General features: G+C 71.1%; 37 protein-coding genes. 3 read left to right on the forward strand and 34 right to left on the reverse strand.

The window, feature by feature from the left end; genetic code table 11:
• Positions 1-19 precede the first annotated feature (19 nt).
• Positions 20-1,609, reverse strand: a complete 1,590-nt coding sequence (locus OG896_RS24810) for a hypothetical protein (RefSeq protein ID WP_329368837.1) — start codon at positions 1,607-1,609, stop codon at positions 20-22.
• A 180-nt stretch (positions 1,610-1,789) separates the two neighbouring features.
• On the opposite strand from OG896_RS24810, the gene OG896_RS24815 reads away from it, so the two are divergent.
• Positions 1,790-2,068 (forward strand): hypothetical protein, encoded by a 279-nt coding sequence (locus tag OG896_RS24815; RefSeq protein ID WP_329368839.1) that lies wholly within the window; start codon positions 1,790-1,792, stop codon positions 2,066-2,068.
• A 132-nt stretch (positions 2,069-2,200) separates the two neighbouring features.
• Here OG896_RS24815 and OG896_RS24820 read toward each other — a convergent pair whose 3' ends face one another.
• The 15 genes from OG896_RS24820 to OG896_RS24890 all read right to left on the reverse strand — a co-directional run bounded on the left by OG896_RS24820 (position 2,201) and on the right by OG896_RS24890 (position 10,400).
• On the reverse strand, positions 2,201-2,554 hold the full coding sequence (locus OG896_RS24820) for a hypothetical protein (protein ID WP_329368841.1): 354 nt from the start codon (positions 2,552-2,554) through the stop codon (positions 2,201-2,203).
• A 103-nt stretch (positions 2,555-2,657) separates the two neighbouring features.
• Positions 2,658-3,062 (reverse strand): hypothetical protein, encoded by a 405-nt coding sequence (locus tag OG896_RS24825; protein WP_329368843.1) that lies wholly within the window; start codon positions 3,060-3,062, stop codon positions 2,658-2,660.
• A 43-nt stretch (positions 3,063-3,105) separates the two neighbouring features.
• Positions 3,106-3,474, reverse strand: coding sequence for a hypothetical protein (locus OG896_RS24830; protein WP_329368845.1), 369 nt, complete (start codon positions 3,472-3,474; stop codon positions 3,106-3,108).
• A gap of 124 nt (positions 3,475-3,598) precedes the next feature.
• Positions 3,599-3,961 carry a DUF6283 family protein gene (locus OG896_RS24835; RefSeq protein WP_329368847.1) on the reverse strand — a complete coding sequence of 121 codons (363 nt, stop codon included), beginning with the start codon at positions 3,959-3,961 and terminating at the stop codon, positions 3,599-3,601.
• Positions 3,958-4,455 carry a hypothetical protein gene (locus tag OG896_RS24840; protein ID WP_329368848.1) on the reverse strand — a complete coding sequence of 166 codons (498 nt, stop codon included), beginning with the start codon at positions 4,453-4,455 and terminating at the stop codon, positions 3,958-3,960. The genes OG896_RS24835 and OG896_RS24840 overlap by 4 nt, the downstream gene beginning before the upstream one ends.
• On the reverse strand, positions 4,446-4,847 hold the full coding sequence (locus OG896_RS24845) for a hypothetical protein (protein ID WP_329368849.1): 402 nt from the start codon (positions 4,845-4,847) through the stop codon (positions 4,446-4,448). The genes OG896_RS24840 and OG896_RS24845 overlap by 10 nt, the downstream gene beginning before the upstream one ends.
• Positions 4,848-4,891: 44 nt before the next feature.
• Positions 4,892-5,386 carry a hypothetical protein gene (locus OG896_RS24850; RefSeq protein ID WP_329368851.1) on the reverse strand — a complete coding sequence of 165 codons (495 nt, stop codon included), beginning with the start codon at positions 5,384-5,386 and terminating at the stop codon, positions 4,892-4,894.
• A gap of 71 nt (positions 5,387-5,457) precedes the next feature.
• The gene (locus OG896_RS24855; protein WP_329368853.1) at positions 5,458-5,838 is read right to left on the reverse strand and encodes a hypothetical protein; all 381 of its coding nucleotides are present in this window, start codon (positions 5,836-5,838) and stop codon (positions 5,458-5,460) included.
• The gene (locus OG896_RS24860; protein WP_329368855.1) at positions 5,835-5,972 is read right to left on the reverse strand and encodes a hypothetical protein; all 138 of its coding nucleotides are present in this window, start codon (positions 5,970-5,972) and stop codon (positions 5,835-5,837) included. The genes OG896_RS24855 and OG896_RS24860 overlap by 4 nt, the downstream gene beginning before the upstream one ends.
• On the reverse strand, positions 5,969-6,871 hold the full coding sequence (locus tag OG896_RS24865; RefSeq protein ID WP_329368857.1) for a hypothetical protein: 903 nt from the start codon (positions 6,869-6,871) through the stop codon (positions 5,969-5,971). Before OG896_RS24865 ends, OG896_RS24860 begins: the two co-directional genes overlap by 4 nt.
• 88 nt (positions 6,872-6,959) lie before the next feature.
• Complete coding sequence (locus OG896_RS24870; RefSeq protein ID WP_329368859.1) at positions 6,960-7,304, reverse strand: hypothetical protein; 345 nt, start codon at positions 7,302-7,304, stop codon at positions 6,960-6,962.
• 290 nt (positions 7,305-7,594) lie between these two features.
• Positions 7,595-7,774, reverse strand: a complete 180-nt coding sequence (locus tag OG896_RS24875; protein ID WP_329368861.1) for a hypothetical protein — start codon at positions 7,772-7,774, stop codon at positions 7,595-7,597.
• Positions 7,771-8,187 (reverse strand): hypothetical protein, encoded by a 417-nt coding sequence (locus OG896_RS24880; protein ID WP_329368864.1) that lies wholly within the window; start codon positions 8,185-8,187, stop codon positions 7,771-7,773. Before OG896_RS24880 ends, OG896_RS24875 begins: the two co-directional genes overlap by 4 nt.
• A gap of 106 nt (positions 8,188-8,293) precedes the next feature.
• On the reverse strand, positions 8,294-9,718 hold the full coding sequence (locus tag OG896_RS24885) for a hypothetical protein (protein WP_329368866.1): 1,425 nt from the start codon (positions 9,716-9,718) through the stop codon (positions 8,294-8,296).
• Positions 9,719-9,821: 103 nt separating this feature from the next.
• Positions 9,822-10,400: an endonuclease domain-containing protein gene (locus OG896_RS24890; protein ID WP_329368867.1), complete on the reverse strand. Its 579-nt coding sequence runs from the start codon at positions 10,398-10,400 to the stop codon at positions 9,822-9,824.
• A gap of 66 nt (positions 10,401-10,466) precedes the next feature.
• Here OG896_RS24890 and OG896_RS24895 point away from each other — a divergent pair, with 66 nt between their 5' ends.
• The gene (locus tag OG896_RS24895) at positions 10,467-10,676 is read left to right on the forward strand and encodes a type II toxin-antitoxin system prevent-host-death family antitoxin (protein WP_329368869.1); all 210 of its coding nucleotides are present in this window, start codon (positions 10,467-10,469) and stop codon (positions 10,674-10,676) included.
• Between the two features lie 8 nt (positions 10,677-10,684).
• On the opposite strand, the gene OG896_RS24900 is transcribed toward OG896_RS24895, so the two are convergent.
• The 18 genes from OG896_RS24900 to OG896_RS24985 all read right to left on the reverse strand — a co-directional run bounded on the left by OG896_RS24900 (position 10,685) and on the right by OG896_RS24985 (position 18,992).
• Positions 10,685-10,858 (reverse strand): hypothetical protein, encoded by a 174-nt coding sequence (locus OG896_RS24900; RefSeq protein ID WP_329368871.1) that lies wholly within the window; start codon positions 10,856-10,858, stop codon positions 10,685-10,687.
• Positions 10,859-10,931: 73 nt separating this feature from the next.
• Positions 10,932-11,348, reverse strand: a complete 417-nt coding sequence (locus OG896_RS24905; RefSeq protein ID WP_329368872.1) for a hypothetical protein — start codon at positions 11,346-11,348, stop codon at positions 10,932-10,934.
• A gap of 113 nt (positions 11,349-11,461) precedes the next feature.
• Positions 11,462-11,812, reverse strand: a complete 351-nt coding sequence (locus OG896_RS24910; protein ID WP_329368874.1) for a hypothetical protein — start codon at positions 11,810-11,812, stop codon at positions 11,462-11,464.
• An 86-nt stretch (positions 11,813-11,898) separates the two neighbouring features.
• Entirely contained in the window at positions 11,899-12,345 is a 447-nt protein-coding gene (locus tag OG896_RS24915) for a hypothetical protein (RefSeq protein WP_329368876.1), read from the reverse strand.
• A 111-nt stretch (positions 12,346-12,456) separates the two neighbouring features.
• Complete coding sequence (locus tag OG896_RS40475) at positions 12,457-12,894, reverse strand: WhiB family transcriptional regulator (protein WP_443057150.1); 438 nt, start codon at positions 12,892-12,894, stop codon at positions 12,457-12,459.
• Positions 12,882-13,097, reverse strand: a complete 216-nt coding sequence (locus tag OG896_RS24925) for a hypothetical protein (RefSeq protein ID WP_329368878.1) — start codon at positions 13,095-13,097, stop codon at positions 12,882-12,884. Before OG896_RS24925 ends, OG896_RS40475 begins: the two co-directional genes overlap by 13 nt.
• Positions 13,094-13,342 (reverse strand): helix-turn-helix domain-containing protein, encoded by a 249-nt coding sequence (locus OG896_RS24930; protein WP_329368880.1) that lies wholly within the window; start codon positions 13,340-13,342, stop codon positions 13,094-13,096. The genes OG896_RS24925 and OG896_RS24930 overlap by 4 nt, the downstream gene beginning before the upstream one ends.
• Positions 13,339-13,887, reverse strand: coding sequence for a RusA family crossover junction endodeoxyribonuclease (locus OG896_RS24935; protein WP_329368882.1), 549 nt, complete (start codon positions 13,885-13,887; stop codon positions 13,339-13,341). The genes OG896_RS24930 and OG896_RS24935 overlap by 4 nt, the downstream gene beginning before the upstream one ends.
• Positions 13,884-14,390 carry a hypothetical protein gene (locus OG896_RS24940; RefSeq protein WP_329368884.1) on the reverse strand — a complete coding sequence of 169 codons (507 nt, stop codon included), beginning with the start codon at positions 14,388-14,390 and terminating at the stop codon, positions 13,884-13,886. Before OG896_RS24940 ends, OG896_RS24935 begins: the two co-directional genes overlap by 4 nt.
• Entirely contained in the window at positions 14,387-15,121 is a 735-nt protein-coding gene (locus tag OG896_RS24945; RefSeq protein ID WP_329368886.1) for an exonuclease domain-containing protein, read from the reverse strand. Before OG896_RS24945 ends, OG896_RS24940 begins: the two co-directional genes overlap by 4 nt.
• On the reverse strand, positions 15,121-15,690 hold the full coding sequence (locus OG896_RS24950; RefSeq protein ID WP_329368888.1) for a hypothetical protein: 570 nt from the start codon (positions 15,688-15,690) through the stop codon (positions 15,121-15,123). Before OG896_RS24950 ends, OG896_RS24945 begins: the two co-directional genes overlap by 1 nt.
• Positions 15,691-15,764: 74 nt before the next feature.
• Positions 15,765-17,102, reverse strand: a complete 1,338-nt coding sequence (locus OG896_RS24955; protein ID WP_329368890.1) for a Rad52/Rad22 family DNA repair protein — start codon at positions 17,100-17,102, stop codon at positions 15,765-15,767.
• The gene (locus OG896_RS24960) at positions 17,099-17,449 is read right to left on the reverse strand and encodes a hypothetical protein (RefSeq protein WP_329368892.1); all 351 of its coding nucleotides are present in this window, start codon (positions 17,447-17,449) and stop codon (positions 17,099-17,101) included. The genes OG896_RS24955 and OG896_RS24960 overlap by 4 nt, the downstream gene beginning before the upstream one ends.
• Entirely contained in the window at positions 17,446-17,826 is a 381-nt protein-coding gene (locus tag OG896_RS24965) for a hypothetical protein (RefSeq protein ID WP_329368894.1), read from the reverse strand. Before OG896_RS24965 ends, OG896_RS24960 begins: the two co-directional genes overlap by 4 nt.
• Complete coding sequence (locus OG896_RS24970; protein WP_329368896.1) at positions 17,823-18,176, reverse strand: hypothetical protein; 354 nt, start codon at positions 18,174-18,176, stop codon at positions 17,823-17,825. The genes OG896_RS24965 and OG896_RS24970 overlap by 4 nt, the downstream gene beginning before the upstream one ends.
• The gene (locus OG896_RS24975) at positions 18,173-18,385 is read right to left on the reverse strand and encodes a hypothetical protein (protein WP_329368899.1); all 213 of its coding nucleotides are present in this window, start codon (positions 18,383-18,385) and stop codon (positions 18,173-18,175) included. The genes OG896_RS24970 and OG896_RS24975 overlap by 4 nt, the downstream gene beginning before the upstream one ends.
• Before the next feature lie 95 nt (positions 18,386-18,480).
• Positions 18,481-18,765, reverse strand: coding sequence for a hypothetical protein (locus tag OG896_RS24980; protein ID WP_329368901.1), 285 nt, complete (start codon positions 18,763-18,765; stop codon positions 18,481-18,483).
• On the reverse strand, positions 18,762-18,992 hold the full coding sequence (locus OG896_RS24985) for a helix-turn-helix domain-containing protein (RefSeq protein ID WP_329368902.1): 231 nt from the start codon (positions 18,990-18,992) through the stop codon (positions 18,762-18,764). Before OG896_RS24985 ends, OG896_RS24980 begins: the two co-directional genes overlap by 4 nt.
• 243 nt (positions 18,993-19,235) lie before the next feature.
• On the opposite strand from OG896_RS24985, the gene OG896_RS24990 reads away from it, so the two are divergent.
• Positions 19,236-19,664, forward strand: a complete 429-nt coding sequence (locus OG896_RS24990; RefSeq protein ID WP_329368903.1) for a helix-turn-helix domain-containing protein — start codon at positions 19,236-19,238, stop codon at positions 19,662-19,664.

Below are 19,664 nucleotides of genomic sequence, written 5' to 3' on the forward strand. Positions count from 1 at the left end.
GGCCCCAGGTGGGGCCGTCTTACGCGGCGTCAGCGTCGCCCGTGGCGGCGCGGAAGGCGATGAGTCCCGCTCGGTGGCCGTCGCACTTCGAGCACACCCGGGCCTTCTTGCCGGGCGTGCTGTCTCCGGCGGCCTTGCCGCAGTACGTCTGGCCTTCGTCGGGGAAGACGTAGTGGGCGATCGCGCTGGACTTGGTGCCTTCGGACAGGCGGCGCTCCGGCTCGAGGTCGGATGAGGCCAGCAGGTAGAGCGCGAGGGACCGGTCGCAGGTGGGGCACATGCTGTGCGCGGTGTCGTCGCCGATCGGGGCCAGGGAGGGAGACCTGTACCCGCCGCAGATGATCGCCGGGCCGTGCTCGGTCATCGCGCCGAGGTGGAAGGTTCCCGACCGGCGGTTGATCGAGAGGCGGATGAGGTCGGCCGGGAAGGCGGGGGCGTCGTCGTCCTCGGCGGCATCCTGTGGCTGCGGCTCGGTGCCCTGGTCGGCGGGGGCCGGAGTGCTGTCGCATTCCGGCTGCCTGTCGTCTGCGGCCTCGGCCGGGGTGTCCGTGGGGGGCTCGTCGGCGGGTGTGGCCGGGGTGGCGGGGGTCTGGGTGGAGGCGATGCGGGAGAGGGCGGCCAGGGCGACGGGGACGTCGGCCGGGGTGGCACCGTCGACTTCGGCGTCGTCGGCGGCCAGGCGCAGGGTGTGGGTGTAGACGGCGTCAATGCCGCGCCCGTCGCACAAGACGGTGCACCGCGAGTTGATCTTCCACGGCTCGCGGTCGACGCGGACGCGGATGGTGCGGGGGTGGCTGGAGGCGACCACGCCTTCGACCAGGTCGCCGGGGCGGATGGTGGCGGGGAGGGTGTCGGTGTTCTCCTGCGTGTCGTCGTCGGCGTCCTCGGCCGGAGCCTCGGGGGCGTCGACCTCGGGGCCCGGGGCATCCTCGGCTGTGGCGGTCGGGATGGTGTCGATGGCAGGGGCCTCGGCGGGCTCGGCGTCGGCAGCCGGGGCCGAAGAGCCGGCCTTGGCGAGGCAGCGGGGGCAGAAGGTGTACAGGTCGGCGTGCTCGCTGCCTGCGATGTCCGCCCGTGTGCGAAGGCTCTCGTGGCCGACCAGGACACCGTTCTTCCGGGCGCAGTCAAGGGACCGGATGCGGCGGTTGCACACGGCGTGCAGGTCGTCGGTGAAGCGGTGGAGGAAGTTGAACCGGGAGTGCGTGCCGCACCATTCGGCGGGGTCGCCGTCGGCGGCCGGGGCGCCGTCCTCGGTGGCCTTGGCGGGGTCGTCCTCGGCCGGAGCCTCGGCGGTGGCGCGGCCGGCGTCGACGATCTCGACGGTGTCGACCACGTCGTGCAGGGCGGCCATGAGCTGGGAGGCGCCCGCCAGGCTGATGGAGTTCGCGCGCTCTTCGGCGACGCGGATGCAGCCGCCGCAGTGCTCGTAGTCGAGGCCGACGGCCTCTTCGGTGTCGGTGTAGCGGGTGATCGCCTTGCCGCACAGGCTGTGGTCGTTGGCCGAGTAGTGGATGCGCTTGCCCTTGCCGATCACGGCGAGGCGCGTCTCGGCTCGGCGGTACAGCGGGGCCTCGGCGGGCGGGGTGATGGCGGTGGCGGTGGCGGTCATGTCGCGCTCCCTTGCTCCGGTGGGGCGGTTGATCCGTCCCGACACCTCGGATGTTACCCAAATCGACTTGGCCAAATGTGATTGGCCAAATGTTTTTGAAGACGTGTCGCTGCCTACTCCGATCGAGGTGGAAGCGCGCCATCCTGGTTTGGCCAAGCCGACTTGTGTCATGCTTCCGGCATGAGCGCCAACAAGCCCGAGCCGCAGGTCTACGTGCCTAGCGACCAGCTCCGTGAAGCACTGGCCGACCTCACCGACGCCGAGGAAGCGCTGGTCAAAGCCCGCACCGGGATGCGCGCGGCCATCGCCGCGGATTTGCGCGCCCATCCGACGCTGAGCACCGACGAGATGGCCAAGCACACCCCGTGGAGCAATGAAACGGTGCGCGGGATCGCGCGGGAATACGACGTGCCACGCAAGAGGAAGCCGACCGTGCGGTCGATCGCCAGGAAGCCATGACCGTCCCGGGCCATGACCTGGCCCGACGGATCGACACAGCTCCAATGCGGCCTCAGAGCGGCATGTCGCGGCCGGCGAGCGCGGCCCGGTCCGGCCCGTGAGGCGGGTTCTTCGCCGAGCACCAGGGGCCGGTCAGGGCCTGGTGCGGTCGGCGCCGGCGGCTCGGCCGGGCTTGCCCTTCGCCTTGGCGTCGACGTTGACGGCTCTGTCGTGGCACCGGGTGCCGCGGGTGTACTCGGTGACACGGACGGCTGCGCACGGGCAGTGGTACTGCTCGCCAGTCTCGAACTGCTTTGGAGGCATGGGGTGATGCCCCTTTTGTCGTTGCTCACGGTGGGTTGATCGGTCACGGAGCGGCGTACTGGCGATGTCTCGGAGGGCCTGGTGCCAGTCGGTGAAGCGGACCGCGCGGTCGTCCAGGTATGCGCGGGCGGGCAGCTTGCGGTTGGTGACGAGCAGCTGGTCGCGCAGGTCCCAGAACGGCATGAGGCGGCTGCCGTGGCCGGGGCGAGTCGGGCGACGCGCAGGGCCGGGAGTGAGTGGCACCCCGGGGCCGGGGTGCCACTCGTGGGGTGCGGTGCCGCCGCGGTCAGACGTGCCGCAGCGTGATCTCGGCTAGCTCGGCGCGCGCTTCCTCGACGGTCCTGCGGCCGGTGGCGAGATGGCCGATGAGAACGGCGGCGTGATACTCGCCGTCGTCGGTGGCGTCCTCCAGCTGCATGGCGATCTCGGAGATCAGGGCGAGGACTGCGCTGTCCGAGTCGGTGAGGCCGTCGTCGTCGTGGAGATGGACGTCGTGGTCGGCGAAGGCCGCGACGATCGCGGGATCGTCGCGGACGAGTTCCAGCGAATCGGCTTCGGTGGTCCAGCCACAGTCTTGGAGCAGGTTGATCAGGTGGCCCAGGACTTTCCGCTTCACCTCTGGGGTGCGGCCGCTGTTGATCATTGCCTCGGCGGCGCTGTCGAAGATCTGGTTTGCGTTGTCCCAGCTCATGCTGCCTCCTTCGTGGTGGGGGGTTCGCGGGTGAGGCCCGGGCTCAGCGCTTCCGGCTGGAACGGGAGAAGGAGTTGGACTTGGAGGTCTTGGCCGGAGCGGCGGTCTTGCTCAGGTGGACCGGAGTGCGTGTCGGCGTGGGCTTGACGGTCTTGGTCGGCGTCGTGGACCGGTTGGTGGGTGCTGTGGCCGTGGTGTTCGCCGGCCGCGTGACGGTGGTGTGGGCGGGGGGAGATGTGGTGAGAAGGCACGGCCGGCGTCCGGCCGTGACGTAGTCGCCGTTGACGGTGGTGGTCACGTGGGTGCAGACGGGCGTGGACGTGGTGTGCGGCGGGTGGGTGAGGGCGCGGCCGCAGCCGGTCGCCAGGCCGGCGACCAGGAGGACCGCGGCGGGGGCCAGGAGACGGTTCATCGTGGGAGTTCCGGTTCTGCGAGCAGGTGCCCGCTGTCGATGTGGTGGTGGAGTGCGCCGGTTTCGGCGTGCGGCAGGCGCGGCATGGGCTGGCCGTGGACGGGCCGTGGGCGCCTGGGGCCGGTCACCGCTCCTCGCCGGCCTGCGTGGCGGCCATCTCGGCGTACGTGGCGAACAGGGCCGGCCAGCCGTCGCCCGGCGTCAGGACCTCGGCCGGCAGCCAGCCGTACGCGACGACCAGGCGCACGCCGAGGTGCCGGTGTCCGACGGTGGCTAGCCACCCGGCGCACGCCTTCTCGCGGCCTTCCTTCGTCTTGTGGCAGGCGAACATGGGCGCCCCGATGCCGGGCTCTGCGCCGGGGCGCTGCTCGCTCGTGGAGCGCAGTTCCTCGTACCGGGAGGTCGGGAACTCTCCGGGCTCGACGTCCTTGCGCCACGGGCAGCGCGTGCACGGGACCTTGCAGTGCGGTACCAGCCGGGCGGTCACTGGGCGTTCCCGGCCGAGTCCAGGTACTCGTCGTGGAGCTGGCCGATCTCGTCGGCGTGCTCGATGATCCACGCGGCGGCGGCGTCGCGGGCGACCGTCGTACGGGCGCCGGACTCCTCCCAGATGGCCGCGAGGGAGTCGATCGCGCCGAGGTGGGGCCGGTCGACGGCGGGGCCGTCGGTGACTGGCTCCCATCGGGCGACGATCACCGGCCGCTGCTCCACCTCGACGGCTTCGACCGTGTCCCCGTGCCATCCGTGGTTCTCGGGCGGCGGGCCGAGTTCGTAGTCGCCGGCGTCGAGATCGGCCTCGTACGTCACTTCGTAGGTGCGGCCGTCGTCGTCGCGGAACACGCATCGGCGCTGCTGGCTGTACTTGAGCGTGCTCAGGTGCTCGTCGACGAGGATGGTTTCGTTGTACTGGACGTCGTCGGGGTGGTCGGGCGGGACACCCAGGTCGGCCAGGTGGTCGATCGTGAACTGCTTTACAGGCATGGCTTGTTCGTCTCCTGGTCGGTTCGGTGCTGGTGGGTGGGGTTCTGGGCGCCGGAGGAGCCGGTCGTAGTCGTGGAGGTGGGGGTGTGGTGGAGGAACGCCTCCATGGGGGTGCCGTCCGCGAAGAGCAGTGGTCGGTAGCCCGTCGATGTCGGTCGCAGCCGGTCGAGACGAATGCGGGTGATCCGCGCACCGGGCAGATCGGCTGCGACGTGGTCGGTCTCGTTGTAGGCGGTTTGGACGACCGTGGCGTGGGCGTCGTCGGTCTGGAGGATGCGTACGTATCGGCCGCGGCTGCGCTTGTCGTTGTCGGCCCAGATCTGGTGTGCGGCTGGGGTGATGACCGGTGCGGGGGTGGTGTTGTCGGGTGTCGTCAAGGTGTCCTCGATCACGGGTGAGAGGGGCCCGGCCGGGGAAGTCGGCCGGGCCGGCGGTGTCAGGTGAGGGGTACGGAGGTCGAGGTGATGTCGGTCCACGTGCGGCGCTTGTACTGGGCGGGGCTGAAGGTGTGGTGCCTGAGCGCCGGGCCGCGGCCGAACCAGCCCCAGGCGGCGGGGTAGCCGTAGAGGGGGTGGGTGGTGAGGTGCTCGCAGATGAACCGGTACTCGCCGTGCGAGTAGGTGTGGCCGGGCTGGAAGAAGACCGGAGCGCCTGTGCTCTTGCTCTCCCGTCCGGGCCGGGCCATGCCGCGTACGGTCTTTGCGGCCTCCCGGATCATCTCCGCCGTTCCGGAGCTGATGCCGGACGCGGGCCCGAAGTGGTCTGCCACAGCCGTCTCAACGGTGTTGGCGATGCGCACCAGCTCGTCGGCGGCCTCGGTGAACGCCTCGGCCCGCACTACGCGACGGTGTCCTTCGACCAGCTCTTCGCCGCGGGCGGGCAGGACGTGCCCCTTCCACAACAAGTCGATCAACGTGTCCCTGATGCCCATGGGTGCCTTCTGGTAAGGGTTGGGTGTGGCGCCGCCCCGGTTCGGACGGGGCGGCGCCACGTTGATGGTGTTCAGAGTTGGTCGGCGATGGTTTGGGCGATCGCCGCGACCACGCTGTTCCGGACCGTTTCAGGGACGTCCGAGGCGAACGCGAAGTAGATGCGGGCGAGGTGCTGGTCCCCCGAGCCGATGCGGAGGACCTGGCCGGCGGGCTCCAGGCCGTCCGCTCCCATCGAGATGGCCCACTTGGACGTGTCCGCGGCCGAGGTGAGCAGGTCCGAGATGGACTGCTGGGCGGCATCGAAGTCGGCGTCCGTGAGGGACGTCCACTTGGTGTCGGTCATGCGCTCTCCGCAGCCCATGTAGTCGGGGTCGGCGGTGAGGTCCCGGTGCTGGGCGGCTGCCTCGGTGCGGAGGTCGGCGTCGGAGTAGGGGCGGTCGTTGCTGGTCATGAGCGTTGGTTCTCCTCGGGGGTGTGGGTGGGGTGTTCGGTGGTGCGCGCCGTGAGGGCGAGGGAGAGGACGAGGGCTGCCCAGCCGATGGCGGTGCACAGGGCCGCGCAGGCTGCCGGGGACGGGGTGGTCATCGCGGGGTGCGGTACTGGTCGGGGCTGTCGCCGAGGTAGCCGCTGCCGCCGCAGTGGTTGCAGGCGACGACGTTGGCGGCGGCGACGACGCCGGTCCAGTACTCGACTTGGCGGTCCCACTCGGCGCGGGCGGTCTCGTAGTTGTCGGCGCCGATCGAGTAGGGGATGGGGAGGGTGAGGGTGTGGTCGACGAGCACCTGGTGGTGTCGGCCGGTCTTGAGGGTCTTGCCGGTGCGGTTGCTGATGTCCGGGCGCCAGACGGCCTCCGGCTGCTCGAACGGCACGCGCAGAGAGACGTAGACGCCGGGGCGGCTCTGGAAGTCGTTGAGGACGTGTTGGACGCGCGGCATGCGCTTGATGACGTCCATGAGGTGCTGGCGGAGGCCGTCGAGTCGTCCGGGGAAAAGGCGGGCGTACTCGGGGCGTTGGGTGATCTGGTCGATCAGGTTCACGGTCCAGGTGGGGCCGTCCGCTGCGGGTAGCTCGCCCGCGCCGATGACGGTGAAGGGGCCGTCGTCGTGTGTTTCGACGGGGTCGGTGTCAGTGGTGACGGCGTGGTAGAGCCGGTGCAGCGTCATCTCGACGTCGGTGGAGTCGGCGTCGGCGAGGCGGTCGTTCCACTCGTCCGGGGTGAGCGTGGCCGGGTAGCGGACGGACAGGGCGTCGGTGTCACGGAGTTCGTAGCCGGTGACGGTGGGGCGGCCGGGGGTGATGAGCGTGATGCGCTCGGCTTCGTGGTCGGTGGACCACCAAGACGAGGATCCGAGGCGGGTCATGGGCTGTCCGTCGGCGAGAATCTCCTTGTTGAAGCCCCACTGGTTGGTGCCGGTCAGGTGGTAGAGGTAGCGGCCGTCGGGGTGCTGTACGGCGTAGCGGGCGAAGTCGGGGCGGGGCTGCATCGGTGGGCCTTTCGGAAGCGGCGTGTGGGTGTGTGGTGCGGGGGTGGGGTGCCGTCTCGGTTCGGGCGAGGCGGCACCCAGGGCCGGGCTACGTGGTCGCGTTGCGGGCCGCGTAGCGGTGGCCGAGGTATCCGTGCCGGTGGTCGTAGGCGCTCTTGTCGCAGTGCGCGCAGCCGGGGAGGTAGGTGGCGGGGAGGGTGACGGGTGCGATGTGCCAGTCCGTCTCGATCCACATGTCGGCGTCCTCGTAGCACAGGGACCAGGTGGCGAGGCCGTCGGTTTCCGTCGAGCGCAGCGTCAGCTCCGTGCTCCCGTGGCGGGAGCGGTACATGTCCATGGCCAGGGCGTAGGCGGCGTCGAGGGTGGCGTAGCGGCCTACGGCGTCGTAGTCGGTGGTGCTGCCTTCGCGGACCTCGAAGTAGTCGATGGGCAAGGGTTCCTCCTGTTGAGCAATTGCCGGTGATAACTAAGATTGCAAACATGGATTGCAAATACAAGTTGCAATGCTTGGTTTCGCTCGTTCGGAGGTGTCGCCAAGGGCGATCAGCCGGCGCCCGCGGGTCGGCTCGTACGGGCCGTACGTCACCAGTCCCTTGTCCAGGAGCGCGCGGAGGGTGGCTGGACGGATGCCGGCGCCGTGGTCCGGGCGCCCGGGGTCCCGGCCGACGTACAGGGCGCGGTCGGCGATGGCGGCGAGCGCTGCTTCCTGAGCGGGAGTTCGCGTCACGTCTCGCTCCCGTCCTGCTCGGCGGCGTGGTTGGCTCCGGCCATCGCGATGAGGTCGGGCCACGGGCGGGAGGACGGCTGGTCGAGCGCGGTGGCGAGTTGCCGCCGGTCCACCTCGCGCGCCGCCTGCTGCTCGGCGAGTTCGGCGGCGAGCCGGTCTCGCTCGGCAGTGGTCATGGGGTCCTCTTGGGGGTCTTGGTGCGGTGGGTGGCGGCCAGGGCGCGGGTGACGCTGAGTCCGCCGTAGCGGGTGGCGGCGGCGTCTTGGCCGTGCTCGGCGATCGCGGCCAGGACCTCGGTGATGTCGGGGTCGAAGGCGTCGGTCGGCGAGGTGGCGCTGCGGGCGCGGGTGGTGCGGCAGAGCAGGCAGCCGGCGGTGGTGCCGGGTTCGGTCGGGCCGCCGGGGTGGCGGCGGCATGCGGTGGTGGGGGCGGGGCGGGAGGCTCGGTCGAGCGCGTGGCGGGCCTCGGTCAGGGCTTCTGCGACGGAGGCAAGTTGTTCGGGGGTGGCGTTGGCAGGGTCGAGCCAGGCGCCGTAGCGGCCGAGTTTCCGAAGGACCTCGGCGAGGGCCTGGACGGCGGAGCGGTTCATGCGTTGACCACCCCGTCGGTGCAGCCGTCCCTGGCCGCATCCATGCGGCTACCCCTGGCCGCACCGGTGCGGCCACCTGGGACGTGGAAGGACGAGGGACGGGTGTTCACGCTGTCACCGCCGGCTGGTTCGGGCGGGGGTGCTTGCGGCACCACCCGGTGACGTGCTGCTCGACCCGGTGCTCCAGAAGCTCGCCGTAGACACCGGCCTGCTGCAGCACAGCCCGCAGCCGCCGCTCTTCGGCGTCACGATCAGCTGTCCATCCGTCCAGGGCGGCCGTAGCGGCGTCCTGGACGGCGATCTGCGCCTCCCACGTCGCAGCGGCGCCCGCAGCAGCCGTAGCGGCGTCCTGGGCACCCTGGAGCCGCGTGGCGGCCCGTTCCCGGCACGCCACACACGGGCCGCCGCCGATGATCTGCCCGTCCTCGCACCCGGGGTCCGGGCAGTCCCGCGCCAGGATCGCCGCAGCCAACCACGAGTTCCGGTTACGGATGCGGTCACACCCGTCCGGGTTCGTCTCGGAACGGCGGGGAGCACCGCACCCGGACGGCGTGCACCGGTCGCACCCCCGGTAGTCCGCAGCCGAGCGGGCATCGGCCTGCTCACCGAACCACCTGCGATTGATCCGAGCAATCACCTGGTCCGGCGACCGCCGCGGGACGCCCGGTGCGCCCGCCAGCAGATCGTTGATGGCCCGGTGCAGCCCCGGGTACAGCCGAGTGCCCGGCGCAGCGACAGCGTGCGGGACAGCGGCGCGCACCGCCACGAACGCGTCCGACTCCTGCCGGGGCCGCGTCTTCGTCGTACGGGGGCCCCGGCCGGTCTGGCGCTGCCGGGGGAGATCCGGGGTTTCCGACGCGGCGCAGCCGCCCACGGCCTGCCCGCTCTGCCCACCCGCGCTCGTCTCCGCGCCCGCACTCGCGAAACCACCTGCACCCTGGCCTACGGCGTCAGCCACAGCGCGGTTGTTCTTCAAGTTGGTCTGCTTCTTGTTGGTCTTCTTAGGGCCCTGTTTTTGGGGGTATGGGTCACCCGGTTTTTGGGTGGAGGGATGGCCCTCTTTTTGGGGGGACCCCTCCACTGATCGGGTGACCGGCGCTGTGGCCATGGAGAACCCGGCCCACCGGTCTTCGAGTTCGTCCGTCGACAGGCCGTAGAAGTCCGACAGGCAGCGCGGACCGTCGTACCCCCGTGGGGGGTTGAAGCGCAGGACGTACCGGTACGCGCGGCCCTTTGGAGTGGCGATCTCCTCGATCCGCACCGCGCCGACGTCGACGAGCGCGCGGGTGTAGGGCGTCACCTTGTCGCTCCGGCCGAGCTGGAGCGCGCGGGCGATCGATGCCTGCCCGGGGAACGCCACCCGGCGCCGCCCGTCGGTCGGCACGTGCGCCATGAGGAACGCGTATTCGCGGACTGACTGTGCTTTCAGCTGCGGGTGCAGGGTGATCCAGTCGGGGACCTGTGCGAACGTCGCGGGCCACTCGTCATCGATGCCGACCTCATCGCCCGTGGCGGGCTCGTGCGGCCTCATCACCGCCGAACACCCCCAGCGGGGGACTGTGCCGAGGCGACTACGTCGCGGCTCATTCGGTCTCTTCTCGCGTGCATCGGGTGGGGGGTGAGGGGGAGGGAGATCAAGGCCAGGGAACGATGAGGATGGAGGCGAGCCGCTCGACCTCTCTCGGGGTGAGGCTGGTCCGGATGTCGTGCGCCATGGCTTGGATGTCGTAGTCGTCCATCCCTTGCGTGGGCACGTAGGGCTTGGAGATGTCGACCTGGTGCCGCTGGCGATCGGTGAGCACCTTGTTCGCGCGGGCGAAGTCCTCGGCGCTCGGAGCCCCATACGCGGCCAGGTGGTACGCGTGTGCCTCGTCCTTGCGGTGCTCGGTGCTCGGTCCCCACGGAGCCGTGCCGTCGTACCGCGACATGAGCGCGTTGCACCGGTCGCACAGGAGGCCACGAACGAAGTTCACGCCCATGCCGTCGAAGTGGTCGATCACGAGTGATCCGCGCGGAGTCTCAGGGCCCGGGGTACGGCACAGCTCGCAGCAGTCGCCGGCCCGGTCGCGCATCTCTTCGTACTGAGCGCACGTCAGGCCGTAGACGGTGGCGTGCAGGCACGTTCCATCCGAGCCGTTGAAGTGGCCGTAGTCGGTACGCAGAGAGGTCTCCAGGGCAGGCGTCCGCCCGCCCTTCATGGGCTCTTCGTTCATGTGACCCATAATAGCCTTCATGGCTCTGGCGTACACGAACGGATGGCTATGTCGTACAGTGACGCCATGACGAACAGGACCGAGCACGAGGCCCGCATCGCGGACGTGCGCAACTCGTTCGCGGATGCAGTAGGCCGCGCCCGCTACAGCGGCGAAGTGACCGTGCTCACCAGCCGGGGCAAACGAGCAGCCGCGATCGTCCCGATGGACTTCTACGAGCGCGCCCTTGCCGCGCTCGGCGAAACCGCCGTGCCCGCACCGGGGCCGACAGACTGACCGCTGCTTCACCTACGGCCGTCCTCGAAGAGCGCGGCCCCACCGGCATGCCCCGGCTCGGCCTCGGAGCCACGCGGCCAGAACACGGTGTGGCCGGCCTTCTCGATGAGCGACGTCGCCGAGTAGCAGCCGACGCACAACGCCCGTACCAGCCCGTCCCGTACGGACCGGTACGAGAACACGTGGCGGTCGTGTCGGCACCGCTGGCAGCGGCCGCGCGGCGGCGGCGCGCTCACCGTGTGCCCGGGTCGCGGGTCAACGGAGGTGTTCCGCTCGCTCGGTGGCGCGCGCCCGTGCGCCCTTCTCCTCTGCCTGGCGGCGGAACTCGGCCTCGTCCGGATACGCGACGAACGCCTGCGACAGGATCGCCCCGGCCGGGTCGGGCCCGCCCTCGATCGAGTCCAGAGTGCCGTGCACCTCGCGGGCCCGGTACATCGCCCGCCGGGCCTCCCGCAGCGCCGTCTCCTCGTCCCGGGTACGAGCGACCTCGCACCCGGACACGCGCACCTTCACCTGCGGGTCTTTGTCGATGTCCTCGGCGTGGCCGGTGTACGAGGTGCTCGTGAGCTCCACGATCGCGACGACGGTGCTTCCCGGGGCTTCGAACAGGTCGCGGCGCTGCGCGGCGCTCAGCGCCGCCTCTACGACTGCGGCCGCGGACTCCAGCCGCACAACCGGTACTTCTCCGTGAGCAAGGCTCGGCAAGGGGACTCTCTCCTTCGAGACGAACGAACAAGGTGGGGGTGGCCCGCGGGCCGGAAACCAAGGGCGGGCGCCGGCGGGTATCACCGGCGCACCGCCAGAACGTGCGCGACCTCGCCGAACACGACGAGCGCCACAGCGCCCGCCACGTCCGCGTACGACAGCCCCGCCCCGGCCACGAACCAGCCGGTCCCGAGCCCGAGGCCGGGCACGGCCAGGACCACGAACACCACGTACGCCAGGACCAGCGCGTCGAAGACCACGGCCACCGCCGCCCACCCCCGGCGGATCCGGACGCCCGCACACGGACGCAACCTCACCGGGCCGCGATGCCGGCCGGCGACGAGCTGCACCACGCACATGCCGAGAGCAGCGGCAGCGATCGCCGCGACGATCCCGAGCCCGCCGCGCGCGAGCATCCCGACGAACAGCACAAGGCCAGCGATCGAGATGGCGGCGTGCAGTTGCCGACACCAGCGGTGCGGGAGCGCCCTCGTCGCCCGGTGAGGAGGCGTCGTGCTCACCGAATCGTCAACGCCGATCCGCGGGTGCCGAGCCGCGTGTCGAGCGTCACCCGGGCCGCCGCACCGGCGAGATCACACAGCGCGCGGATCGTGCGATCCCGCCCCCTGCCCGCGACAGCGGCCCACAGCGCATCGGTCGTCCCGGTGTCCCGGTTCCCGGCGGCAGTGAGGTACCGATACGCCCACAGCAGCTCGGGAGCGCGCTCGGCCGCCCCCGGTGCCACGGTGAGCACCCACATCTCGTCGGCGTCCAGCACACGCCCGCGCGTCCGGTACACCGCCGCGACCGCAGCCTGCGCGAGCAGCCGGGCGACCGCCTCGAGGTCGTCGTCGGGAATGGTGCCCGCAAGGTCGGCCAGCAGGTCCACTGCACCAGCAGCGTCACCGCGTAGTGCAGCGTCAAGCGCTTCGTGGGTGATCCGTACGACGGTCGTCGTCACCATGGCTCCTACGTAGGCAAGTTGGAATGGACGGTCCGCGCCCCCGGACCTCCCAGACGGCGGGCGCGGACCCAGGACCGGGCGGAGCACTGGCAGCAGCTCCGCCCGGCCCGGTCAACCGGACGCCGCGGCGCCCTCGCTCTCTCGGGTGGAAGCCGCCTTCGCCCGCTCGGCGCGGAGGCGCGCCCGCCGCTCTTCCTGCCGCACGCGCTGCGCCTCCCGGCACTGGTCATCCGGAACTTCCCCGGCTTCGATGTGGCGGTGGTACGCGGCGGACGTCCCGCACGGCTTGAGCTGCCGGGTGCCGCCGCTCTTCTGCTTCACACCCCCCGCACGCCGATCAGCGACCGACGCTCCGCCCCACACCCCGTACCCAGGACGCACCAACCGCGCCTCGTCCGCGCACTGTTCACGCACCGGGCACCGCGCGCAGACCTCCTTGGCCAGCTCCTCCTGCTTGTTGCCGGCCTGCTTCGGGAAGAACAGCTCGGGGTCCTCGTTGCGGCAGGCGGCGCGGTCCCGCCAGGACAAGTCATCCCTCACCGAGCCCATGCGCCCTCCTGCCGGTAGGCGTCCACGACAGCCACCGCTGCCGCCGCGGCGGCAGCCTCCGCGCACGTCTTGTGCGCGGGACGGCCCTCGTCATCGAGCAGGTGCGTCAGCCCCGGGCAGTACTCACACGGGCGACTCTTGGCCGACCAGTGCCGACTGTCCCCCCAGTCCAGCACCACGCTCGGCGTCTTCGGTGCGGTCATTGCTCGGCCTCCCACGTCTGCCGCCACCTGGGCAGCGTTCGCTCGCTGACCCCCACCAGTGCCGCGATCGCCCCGGCCGACATGCCGGGCCGACCGTCCAAGAGCCGCGCTGCCGCGCGCCGTTCACGGTGACCGCCGGGCTTCGGGTGCTCCCCCGACATCAGCCGCCGCACCGCCACCAGATCCACGCCGTCCCGCGCCGTCACCGCCGCAGACGAAACGTCGGACTCCGTGAGCGTCGTCATGCCCACACCGCCTTCCGCACACGAACCTGCGCGCCGGGCCGATCCAGAGCCGTCCCGGACACGGTCCAGATCTTCCGGACCCGCAGGTCCACCACCTGGGCGTCGTCGTGCCACACGGCCGCGTGCGACAAGGCGTCGAGGACGGCCCGCGCGTGGTGGTCGATGTCGGAATGCGTACGGTTCGCCGGAGCCGGATCACCGCGGCGTACGGCGGCCGCGGACGGAGCCACGGCCACCGTGAGGTCGACCTCCAGCGGCCCGTCCAGCAGCCCGTGTTGGGCCCGGGGCCGATCGCACCGGACGCACGGGTGCGTCCGGTCGTCCAGGGCCTTCGGCAGCATCACGTGCGGGTGCGTCCCGGCCGCCTCCTGCGCAGCCGCCGACACCGCCTCACGCCACGGCAGCAGACGCGCCCGGTTCGTGTGCACCGCCGGACGACCCTTGCCGAGGAAACTCACCTGACCCTGGCCGGCCGGAGTGCCGTACGCCACGAACCGCACCTGCCGCGTCGGCTGCGCGCTGGGCGCGTCCGTATCGGTACTCACGCCGCACCTCCCGCCCGCGCAGCCAGGTACCGACGACCGGCGTCGGTCACCAGCAGCTCGCCCGGCTCGCTCGTCGTGACGTACCGCCAGGTGCGCAGCGTCCGCAGCACCGTCCGCGAAAACGAATCTGCTGTCCCCGCCCCTGCCCGCGCCGTCGCCGACTGACGCTGCCCGGCGAGTTGCCGCAGCACCGTCTCGGTCTCCGCGTCGAGCGGCAGCTCGGCCGCGTGCTGCACGGCCAGCTCCAGGACCGTCCGGTGCGCGACCGTCCCGGATTTGTCCGGCGCCGAGCACGGACACCCGCGCACGGTCTCCCGAGCAGCCGGGTTGGAGAACTGGACGCACCCGAGTTCGTGCGTTGCACCCTTCGCGCACAGCGCGGCCGTGCAGCACGAGCAGCTCGGACAGTCCGGCTGCTCGTCCGGACGCAACACGGACAGCGGGCCGGCGGGCCCGCCGGCCCCGGCTGACGCCAGGGCCGACGGGACGGTGGCCGCGCTCACTGCTCCGCCGTCTCACGCTGGGTGTACGGGACCACCGGCCACGACCGGAGAACCCCGTCCGCGCGGTGCCCCTTGCCGGGCGTCCGCGCGAAGTACGCGGCCAGCTCGTCCGCCTGGACCTTCGCCCAGTCGGTCTGCTTCTCGTGGAGGAATGCCGGGGGCGCCGCAACGAACGCGGGCTCGCGCTCCAGGATGCGCCGGACCACGCTCACCGCCGCGGCCGAGTCCGCCGCCGAGGTGTGCGCGTCCCGCAGCTCCACCCCGTACACCGTGCACAGGCTCTCCAACTTGCGCGGCCCGCGCCTGTACTGGTCGATCTTCTTGTCCAGCACCCACGGGTCCAGCACGCACAGCCCGTCGTCACCGACGAGGTCGACCAGCGGCGTCACACCGTGCCGTCGGCACTCTCGGTCCAGAACCGTGAGGTCATAGGGAGCGTTCATGATCACGATCGGGACGCCGTCTCGCGCGTACAGCGCCAGATGTGCGACCAGCTCGCCGATCACCTCGACCGGCGGCCGACCCTCGGCCCGGGCCCGAGCGGTGGTGTAGCCGTGCAGGCGCGCCGCACGGTCGGGGATCTCCACCCCCGGGTCAGCAACCCACGTCACCGGCTCCTGCACCGGCACCGCCCCGTCGAGCGTCAGCGACGCCGTCACGATCCGAGCAGTCTCCGGGTCCACCCCGGTCGTCTCCAGGTCGAACCCGACCAGCACGTCGTAGGCGTCCATCAGGCGACCGCCCCTTCGACGCTGGTGGCCAGGGCGTGCAGGGCCTCGGCGGCGCCCGGCAGGGTGCTCAGGCTCTCCACGTGGTCCAACGCCCCGACCTGCCACGCCTCGGCGACCGCCGCCGCGTCCAGGCCGCGCATCGAGTGCGACGCGCCGCGCGACGACGCCAGCTCGACCCCGGGCACCGTCAGCGGCCGGGACCGGCCGTCCAGCAGAATCCGCGTGCTGCCCGCCATGGTGAGGTCCCGGAGCAGCACCTTCTCGTACGCCGGCCGCAGCGTCGGTTCGACGGTGACGTTGTGTGGCACGTACTTCTCCGCCCACCGTGCGAGCTTGGCCTTGTCGGTGACCTTCGCCTTCGGCGCGGGCGCCTCGGACCGCGAGACCACCGCCAGCTTCCGGGTCCCGGCGAGGACGTCCGCGGACTTGACGCCGGTCGACACCAACTCCTTCTGCAGCTCGGTGTGCACCGCAGTGCGGCGAGCGCGCACCGCCGCGAGCCGCGCGGTGATCTGCTCCTCGATGGCGGCCAACGCCGCCTCTTCCACGGCCAGGGTCTGAACGGTCATGGGGAAACTCCTTGCTTGGGGGCGGGCCGCCCGCCGCGTGAGCAGGCGGCCCGCAACGAATAGAGGGGGGAGGGTCAGGCGGCCGGGCGGTCGGCGAGCTGGTCACGGAAGCGGCGGAGCGTGTCCGCCGTCAGGTCTTCCAGCGGCACGCCGTACAGCCGCCAGGCGTCCGCCTCCACATCGAGGTCGGGGATGCCGCGCTCAGCCGCGAGCGCCCGCAGCGCGGCAACGGCATTCGCGTGCTCCGGGTCGGGGTCGGCTGCCTCGGGAGAGCCCGCAGCGGACTGGACAGCCCACGGGTCGGACCCGTCCGACGGCGCGGACGCCCAGTCGTCACCCGGCTCCACGCCGGTGTACGGCGGGGCCTCCCACCCGTCCACGACGGACAGGTCCGCCTCCGGCCCGGACGCGTCCGGGGCGTGTCCGCTGTCCGTGTCCGCAGTAGCGGACATGTCCTCGGACGTCTGTGACCTGCTGTCCTGCGCGGACATGCCCGTCACCGGCGCGGTGTCCGCGCCAGCGTCGGGACTGTCCGGGGACACTGGCACCGGCCCGGACCCGGACTGTCCGGACGGGCTGTCCGTGTCCGGCGGGCGGGCCGTCCTCGGCTTCGTGCGGGCGATAGCGGAGATCTGATCCAGGTACGGCCGCTCCGCCCCGGCCTTGCTCGCCTCACGGCGCACGGCCCACGCGGTCTTGGCATCCGGCGCGTCCTGCGCCTCCTGGAGGTAGTCGCGCTGCGGCGCCTCGGCCTCCGACACCGGCTCCGCCACCGGGGCTGGGGCCGGGGGAGAGGCTGAGAGCGGCTGATCCTGGACCGGCCGCGCCGGGGCGGGCGGATCCTCGGCCGGCGTGCCGTACGGCGCCGCCCACCGGACGACCGGATCGAACGACCCGCTGTCGTACAGCGACAGCCCGAACTGGTCGCCGATGTTGACGGCCGCGCGCTTCAACGCCTGGGAGTCCGCTTCCTTGACCGCGTCGTCGTGCGCCTCGCCAGGCGTCCACCGCTCGGCGGCGCCGGTCGCGACACCGTCGAACGACGCCAACCGGTTCCCGTGGACGTCCTTGACGGTGAGCCGCTGGTGGACCCGGTAGACCGCCGCGTACCGGTAGCGGCCGCCCTCGGCCCGCTGTGCAGCGTCCCGCAGAACCGTCACGGACAGGATCTCGGTGTCGAACCCTCCGAACCCGAAGATCCGGATCAGCCAGCGCCGCACGTCCCACTGCTGGAGGTGGGAGAACCCCTCGGGGGTCTGGTGCACCCGGGTCGGGCTCAGCCCGCCGAGCAGCACCCGCCGCTGCTGCTCGGTGAGACGCCCCGACAACTCCGCCGGACCGGCCTCCGCCGGGGCGGCCTTCGGCGCCCGCTTCGCGGCCTTCGCCGCCGGGGCATTCGTCGTGCGCTTCACCAGACACCACCACCAGCGTGCCGTTCGACCTCGGCGGCGCGGTGCCACCGGACGCGGCTGGACAACGGCGGGTGACCATCCCCCAGCAGCGCCACACAGGTCGTGATCGCGTCCGGTGCGGCCAGCCGCTCCACGAAGAGCTCACCGCCACAGTGGCCGGCCTCGTGCCGCCAGCCGTCCAGGGACGACCACCGAAGTTGCATGTCCGGCCACGAGAGCAGCGCCACGAACTCTTCATCCGGCCCGGTCGTGGCAGGGCTCGCGGTGAGGGACGCCGGGGTGTAGCCCGCCTCGGTCAGCGCCTCGTGTACAGCGTCGAGATACGGCAGATACGGACTGTGCGTCACGACGCACATCCGAGCCGGGTGACGACGCGCACGATCAGCCCCGGCGCGGTACCCGTCGGCCGGTCCGTGTCCGGGCAGGTCCACACCTGCTGCTGGCGGTCGTCCACCCACGGCGCCCAGTCCCGCGGCCCAACAGCCGGGCGCGTCAGGTCGTCACACCACTCACGCGCCGCCTCCGACGTCGCGAACAGGGCGAGTTCGTCCTCGTACGTCGCGACGAACAGTTCCCGCTCCGGCACGTCCGCCCGTGCGGCCTCTGCCTCCTCGGACCGAATCCGCACCGTCCGCAGCTCGTCCTCCGAGGCCCGGCACCGCCGCGACCACGCAGTGATCTGCTCCTGCAGCACCCGCACGGCCTGCTCGTCGTTGGTGGTCATGCCGCCGCCTTCCCGCGCTGGGCCGGGACGCCGAGCACGACGCCCGCGTTGACGGCGATGGCCGCCTCACGGGCGACCCGCTGCAACTCCTCGGCGGACATGGCGATGACCGGCTTCGTCATCTGCGCCTCGTCCTCGAGGTCCTGGACGAACTTGTCCACGGTCCGGCCCTCGCAGTCGTCCACGTCCCGGACGGCATCGATCAGCGCGTCGAGCGCATCCCGCACGCGGTTGTCCGGGTCGGCGCGCAGCGCGGCCGCGAGCTGGGTGAGGGTGTCCCGCCGGATACGGTCCGCCTGCAGCGCCGCGCGGCGGCCGAGCACCCCGGGGAAGATCCGCAGAACGCTCATCGACCCTCACCCCCGGTGAAGGGGCGCATCTTGGCGCCGAACAGGTCTTCCAGCTCCGCCTGAGTGGACATCACCCACGACGGGCAACCGGACGTACCGTCCAGGTAGTACAGCGCGTTGCCGTCGCGGGTCTCGACGGCACAGCGCCACACGTGACCGTCCTTGTCGATCAGGTCCCCGCCGGGGGCCTGAGTAGGCTGTGCACTCATCAGTGCCTGCCTCGCTCTCTGTCTGTCTCTGGGTGGGTAGGTGCTGTGGGGGTCGCCCGGCCGGCAAGCAGGGGCGGCCCCGTTTCGCGGTGTGATCAGGAAGCGTTGCGGCGTCGGGGCGGCGCGGGCCTGATATCCGCCAGTCGCGGACGCTGCGCGGTGGTGGCCCGTTCCGCGGTGGTGGACTCGACCGAGGCCGGCTCGACCCGGCACATCTCCTTGATCCGCAAGATGTCCGCGGCGTCGAACGCAACGGCCTGGCCGATTTTCTGGTGCGGGTAGCGGGAGAGGTTGTCCTCCAAGTGCCGCGGGCCACAGCGCAGAAGGCCAGCTGTCTCCTCGACCGTGAAGTTCTGGAGGTCGGTCATGCCGTCGGTCATGCCGCGGCTCCAACCGTCATCGGCGTGGAGACCACCAGGTCATCGAGGGAAATCCCGTAGAGATCCCGGATGGCCACCAACGTCGTGAGAGAGGGCTGGATGTCCCCGACCAGCAAGCGGCTGATGGTCGACGCGGACACCTGGAGCTGCTGGGCGATCGCATACGCGGAGTCGTGGCCTTGCTCCGCTGCCCTCTTGCGCACCAGTTCCGTTCGAATCTCAATCATGTGCATACCGCCACATCTGCGCACATGCCGTAATTGCGTGCATGCATGCACGTTACTACATATGTGCATGCATGCGTGCACGTTCGCGAATTCCGCGTGTCGGCTCGAATCGCAAGCGGCGGCGGTGCGCTACGGCGCACAACCGCCGTGGGCAGGCTCGACGTGCGATCGATCATGTGACCTGGGCAAATGCACGCATGCACGCACGTGCATGCGTGCATGCGTGCGCGCTAGCCTCGCGGTATGACCAACCCCAACGCCCAGCAATTTGGCGCCTACCTCCGCGAGGCCGCCACGAAGGCTGGCTACGACCTCGGCCCCCGCGGCGGAGGACGGGCTGCACTTGCTGCCGACGTCGGCATGAGTCCATCCGCCATCAGCCGCGCTCTACGCGGCGAAACACTCCCTCGTCCGGCTCAAATGGAGGGTCTGGCAAAGGCGTTGGGTGTGCAACTACCCGACATGATGAGAGAAGCAAATCTACTTTCAGACACGAATGACCACGAATGGCCCAAAGCGGCGGTACGCTCAGTGCCTACTCCCGAGGGCATCGCAGACGTGCTCGGGATCACCCACCCAGTCGTGCGCGAAAACCTGGTTCTGGACATCGAGCACGCGATTCGAGCGCAAGCCCGGGTCGAGGGGGAGGACGACCACAGAGCGAGGGGGTAG

Origin of the sequence: Streptomyces sp. NBC_00669, from assembly GCF_036226785.1 — a bacterium.
GTDB lineage: Bacteria > Actinomycetota > Actinomycetes > Streptomycetales > Streptomycetaceae > Actinacidiphila.

Coding starts and splice junctions, on each gene's coding strand:
- OG896_RS24810 (WP_329368837.1), bottom strand. CDS start 1,609: ATGACCGCCACCGCCACCGCCATCACCCCGCCCGCCGAGGCCCCGCTG.
- OG896_RS24815 (WP_329368839.1), top strand. CDS start 1,790: ATGAGCGCCAACAAGCCCGAGCCGCAGGTCTACGTGCCTAGCGACCAG.
- OG896_RS24820 (WP_329368841.1), bottom strand. CDS start 2,554: ATGCCGTTCTGGGACCTGCGCGACCAGCTGCTCGTCACCAACCGCAAG.
- OG896_RS24825 (WP_329368843.1), bottom strand. CDS start 3,062: ATGAGCTGGGACAACGCAAACCAGATCTTCGACAGCGCCGCCGAGGCA.
- OG896_RS24830 (WP_329368845.1), bottom strand. CDS start 3,474: ATGAACCGTCTCCTGGCCCCCGCCGCGGTCCTCCTGGTCGCCGGCCTG.
- OG896_RS24840 (WP_329368848.1), bottom strand. CDS start 4,455: ATGCCTGTAAAGCAGTTCACGATCGACCACCTGGCCGACCTGGGTGTC.
- OG896_RS24850 (WP_329368851.1), bottom strand. CDS start 5,386: ATGGGCATCAGGGACACGTTGATCGACTTGTTGTGGAAGGGGCACGTC.
- OG896_RS24855 (WP_329368853.1), bottom strand. CDS start 5,838: ATGACCAGCAACGACCGCCCCTACTCCGACGCCGACCTCCGCACCGAG.
- OG896_RS24860 (WP_329368855.1), bottom strand. CDS start 5,972: ATGACCACCCCGTCCCCGGCAGCCTGCGCGGCCCTGTGCACCGCCATC.
- OG896_RS24865 (WP_329368857.1), bottom strand. CDS start 6,871: ATGCAGCCCCGCCCCGACTTCGCCCGCTACGCCGTACAGCACCCCGAC.
- OG896_RS24875 (WP_329368861.1), bottom strand. CDS start 7,774: ATGACCACTGCCGAGCGAGACCGGCTCGCCGCCGAACTCGCCGAGCAG.
- OG896_RS24880 (WP_329368864.1), bottom strand. CDS start 8,187: ATGAACCGCTCCGCCGTCCAGGCCCTCGCCGAGGTCCTTCGGAAACTC.
- OG896_RS24885 (WP_329368866.1), bottom strand. CDS start 9,718: ATGAGGCCGCACGAGCCCGCCACGGGCGATGAGGTCGGCATCGATGAC.
- OG896_RS24890 (WP_329368867.1), bottom strand. CDS start 10,400: ATGAACGAAGAGCCCATGAAGGGCGGGCGGACGCCTGCCCTGGAGACC.
- OG896_RS24895 (WP_329368869.1), top strand. CDS start 10,467: ATGACGAACAGGACCGAGCACGAGGCCCGCATCGCGGACGTGCGCAAC.
- OG896_RS24915 (WP_329368876.1), bottom strand. CDS start 12,345: ATGGTGACGACGACCGTCGTACGGATCACCCACGAAGCGCTTGACGCT.
- OG896_RS40475 (WP_443057150.1), bottom strand. CDS start 12,894: ATGGGCTCGGTGAGGGATGACTTGTCCTGGCGGGACCGCGCCGCCTGC.
- OG896_RS24925 (WP_329368878.1), bottom strand. CDS start 13,097: ATGACCGCACCGAAGACGCCGAGCGTGGTGCTGGACTGGGGGGACAGT.
- OG896_RS24930 (WP_329368880.1), bottom strand. CDS start 13,342: ATGACGACGCTCACGGAGTCCGACGTTTCGTCTGCGGCGGTGACGGCG.
- OG896_RS24945 (WP_329368886.1), bottom strand. CDS start 15,121: ATGGACGCCTACGACGTGCTGGTCGGGTTCGACCTGGAGACGACCGGG.
- OG896_RS24950 (WP_329368888.1), bottom strand. CDS start 15,690: ATGACCGTTCAGACCCTGGCCGTGGAAGAGGCGGCGTTGGCCGCCATC.
- OG896_RS24965 (WP_329368894.1), bottom strand. CDS start 17,826: ATGACCACCAACGACGAGCAGGCCGTGCGGGTGCTGCAGGAGCAGATC.
- OG896_RS24970 (WP_329368896.1), bottom strand. CDS start 18,176: ATGAGCGTTCTGCGGATCTTCCCCGGGGTGCTCGGCCGCCGCGCGGCG.
- OG896_RS24975 (WP_329368899.1), bottom strand. CDS start 18,385: ATGAGTGCACAGCCTACTCAGGCCCCCGGCGGGGACCTGATCGACAAG.
- OG896_RS24980 (WP_329368901.1), bottom strand. CDS start 18,765: ATGACCGACGGCATGACCGACCTCCAGAACTTCACGGTCGAGGAGACA.
- OG896_RS24985 (WP_329368902.1), bottom strand. CDS start 18,992: ATGATTGAGATTCGAACGGAACTGGTGCGCAAGAGGGCAGCGGAGCAA.
- OG896_RS24990 (WP_329368903.1), top strand. CDS start 19,236: ATGACCAACCCCAACGCCCAGCAATTTGGCGCCTACCTCCGCGAGGCC.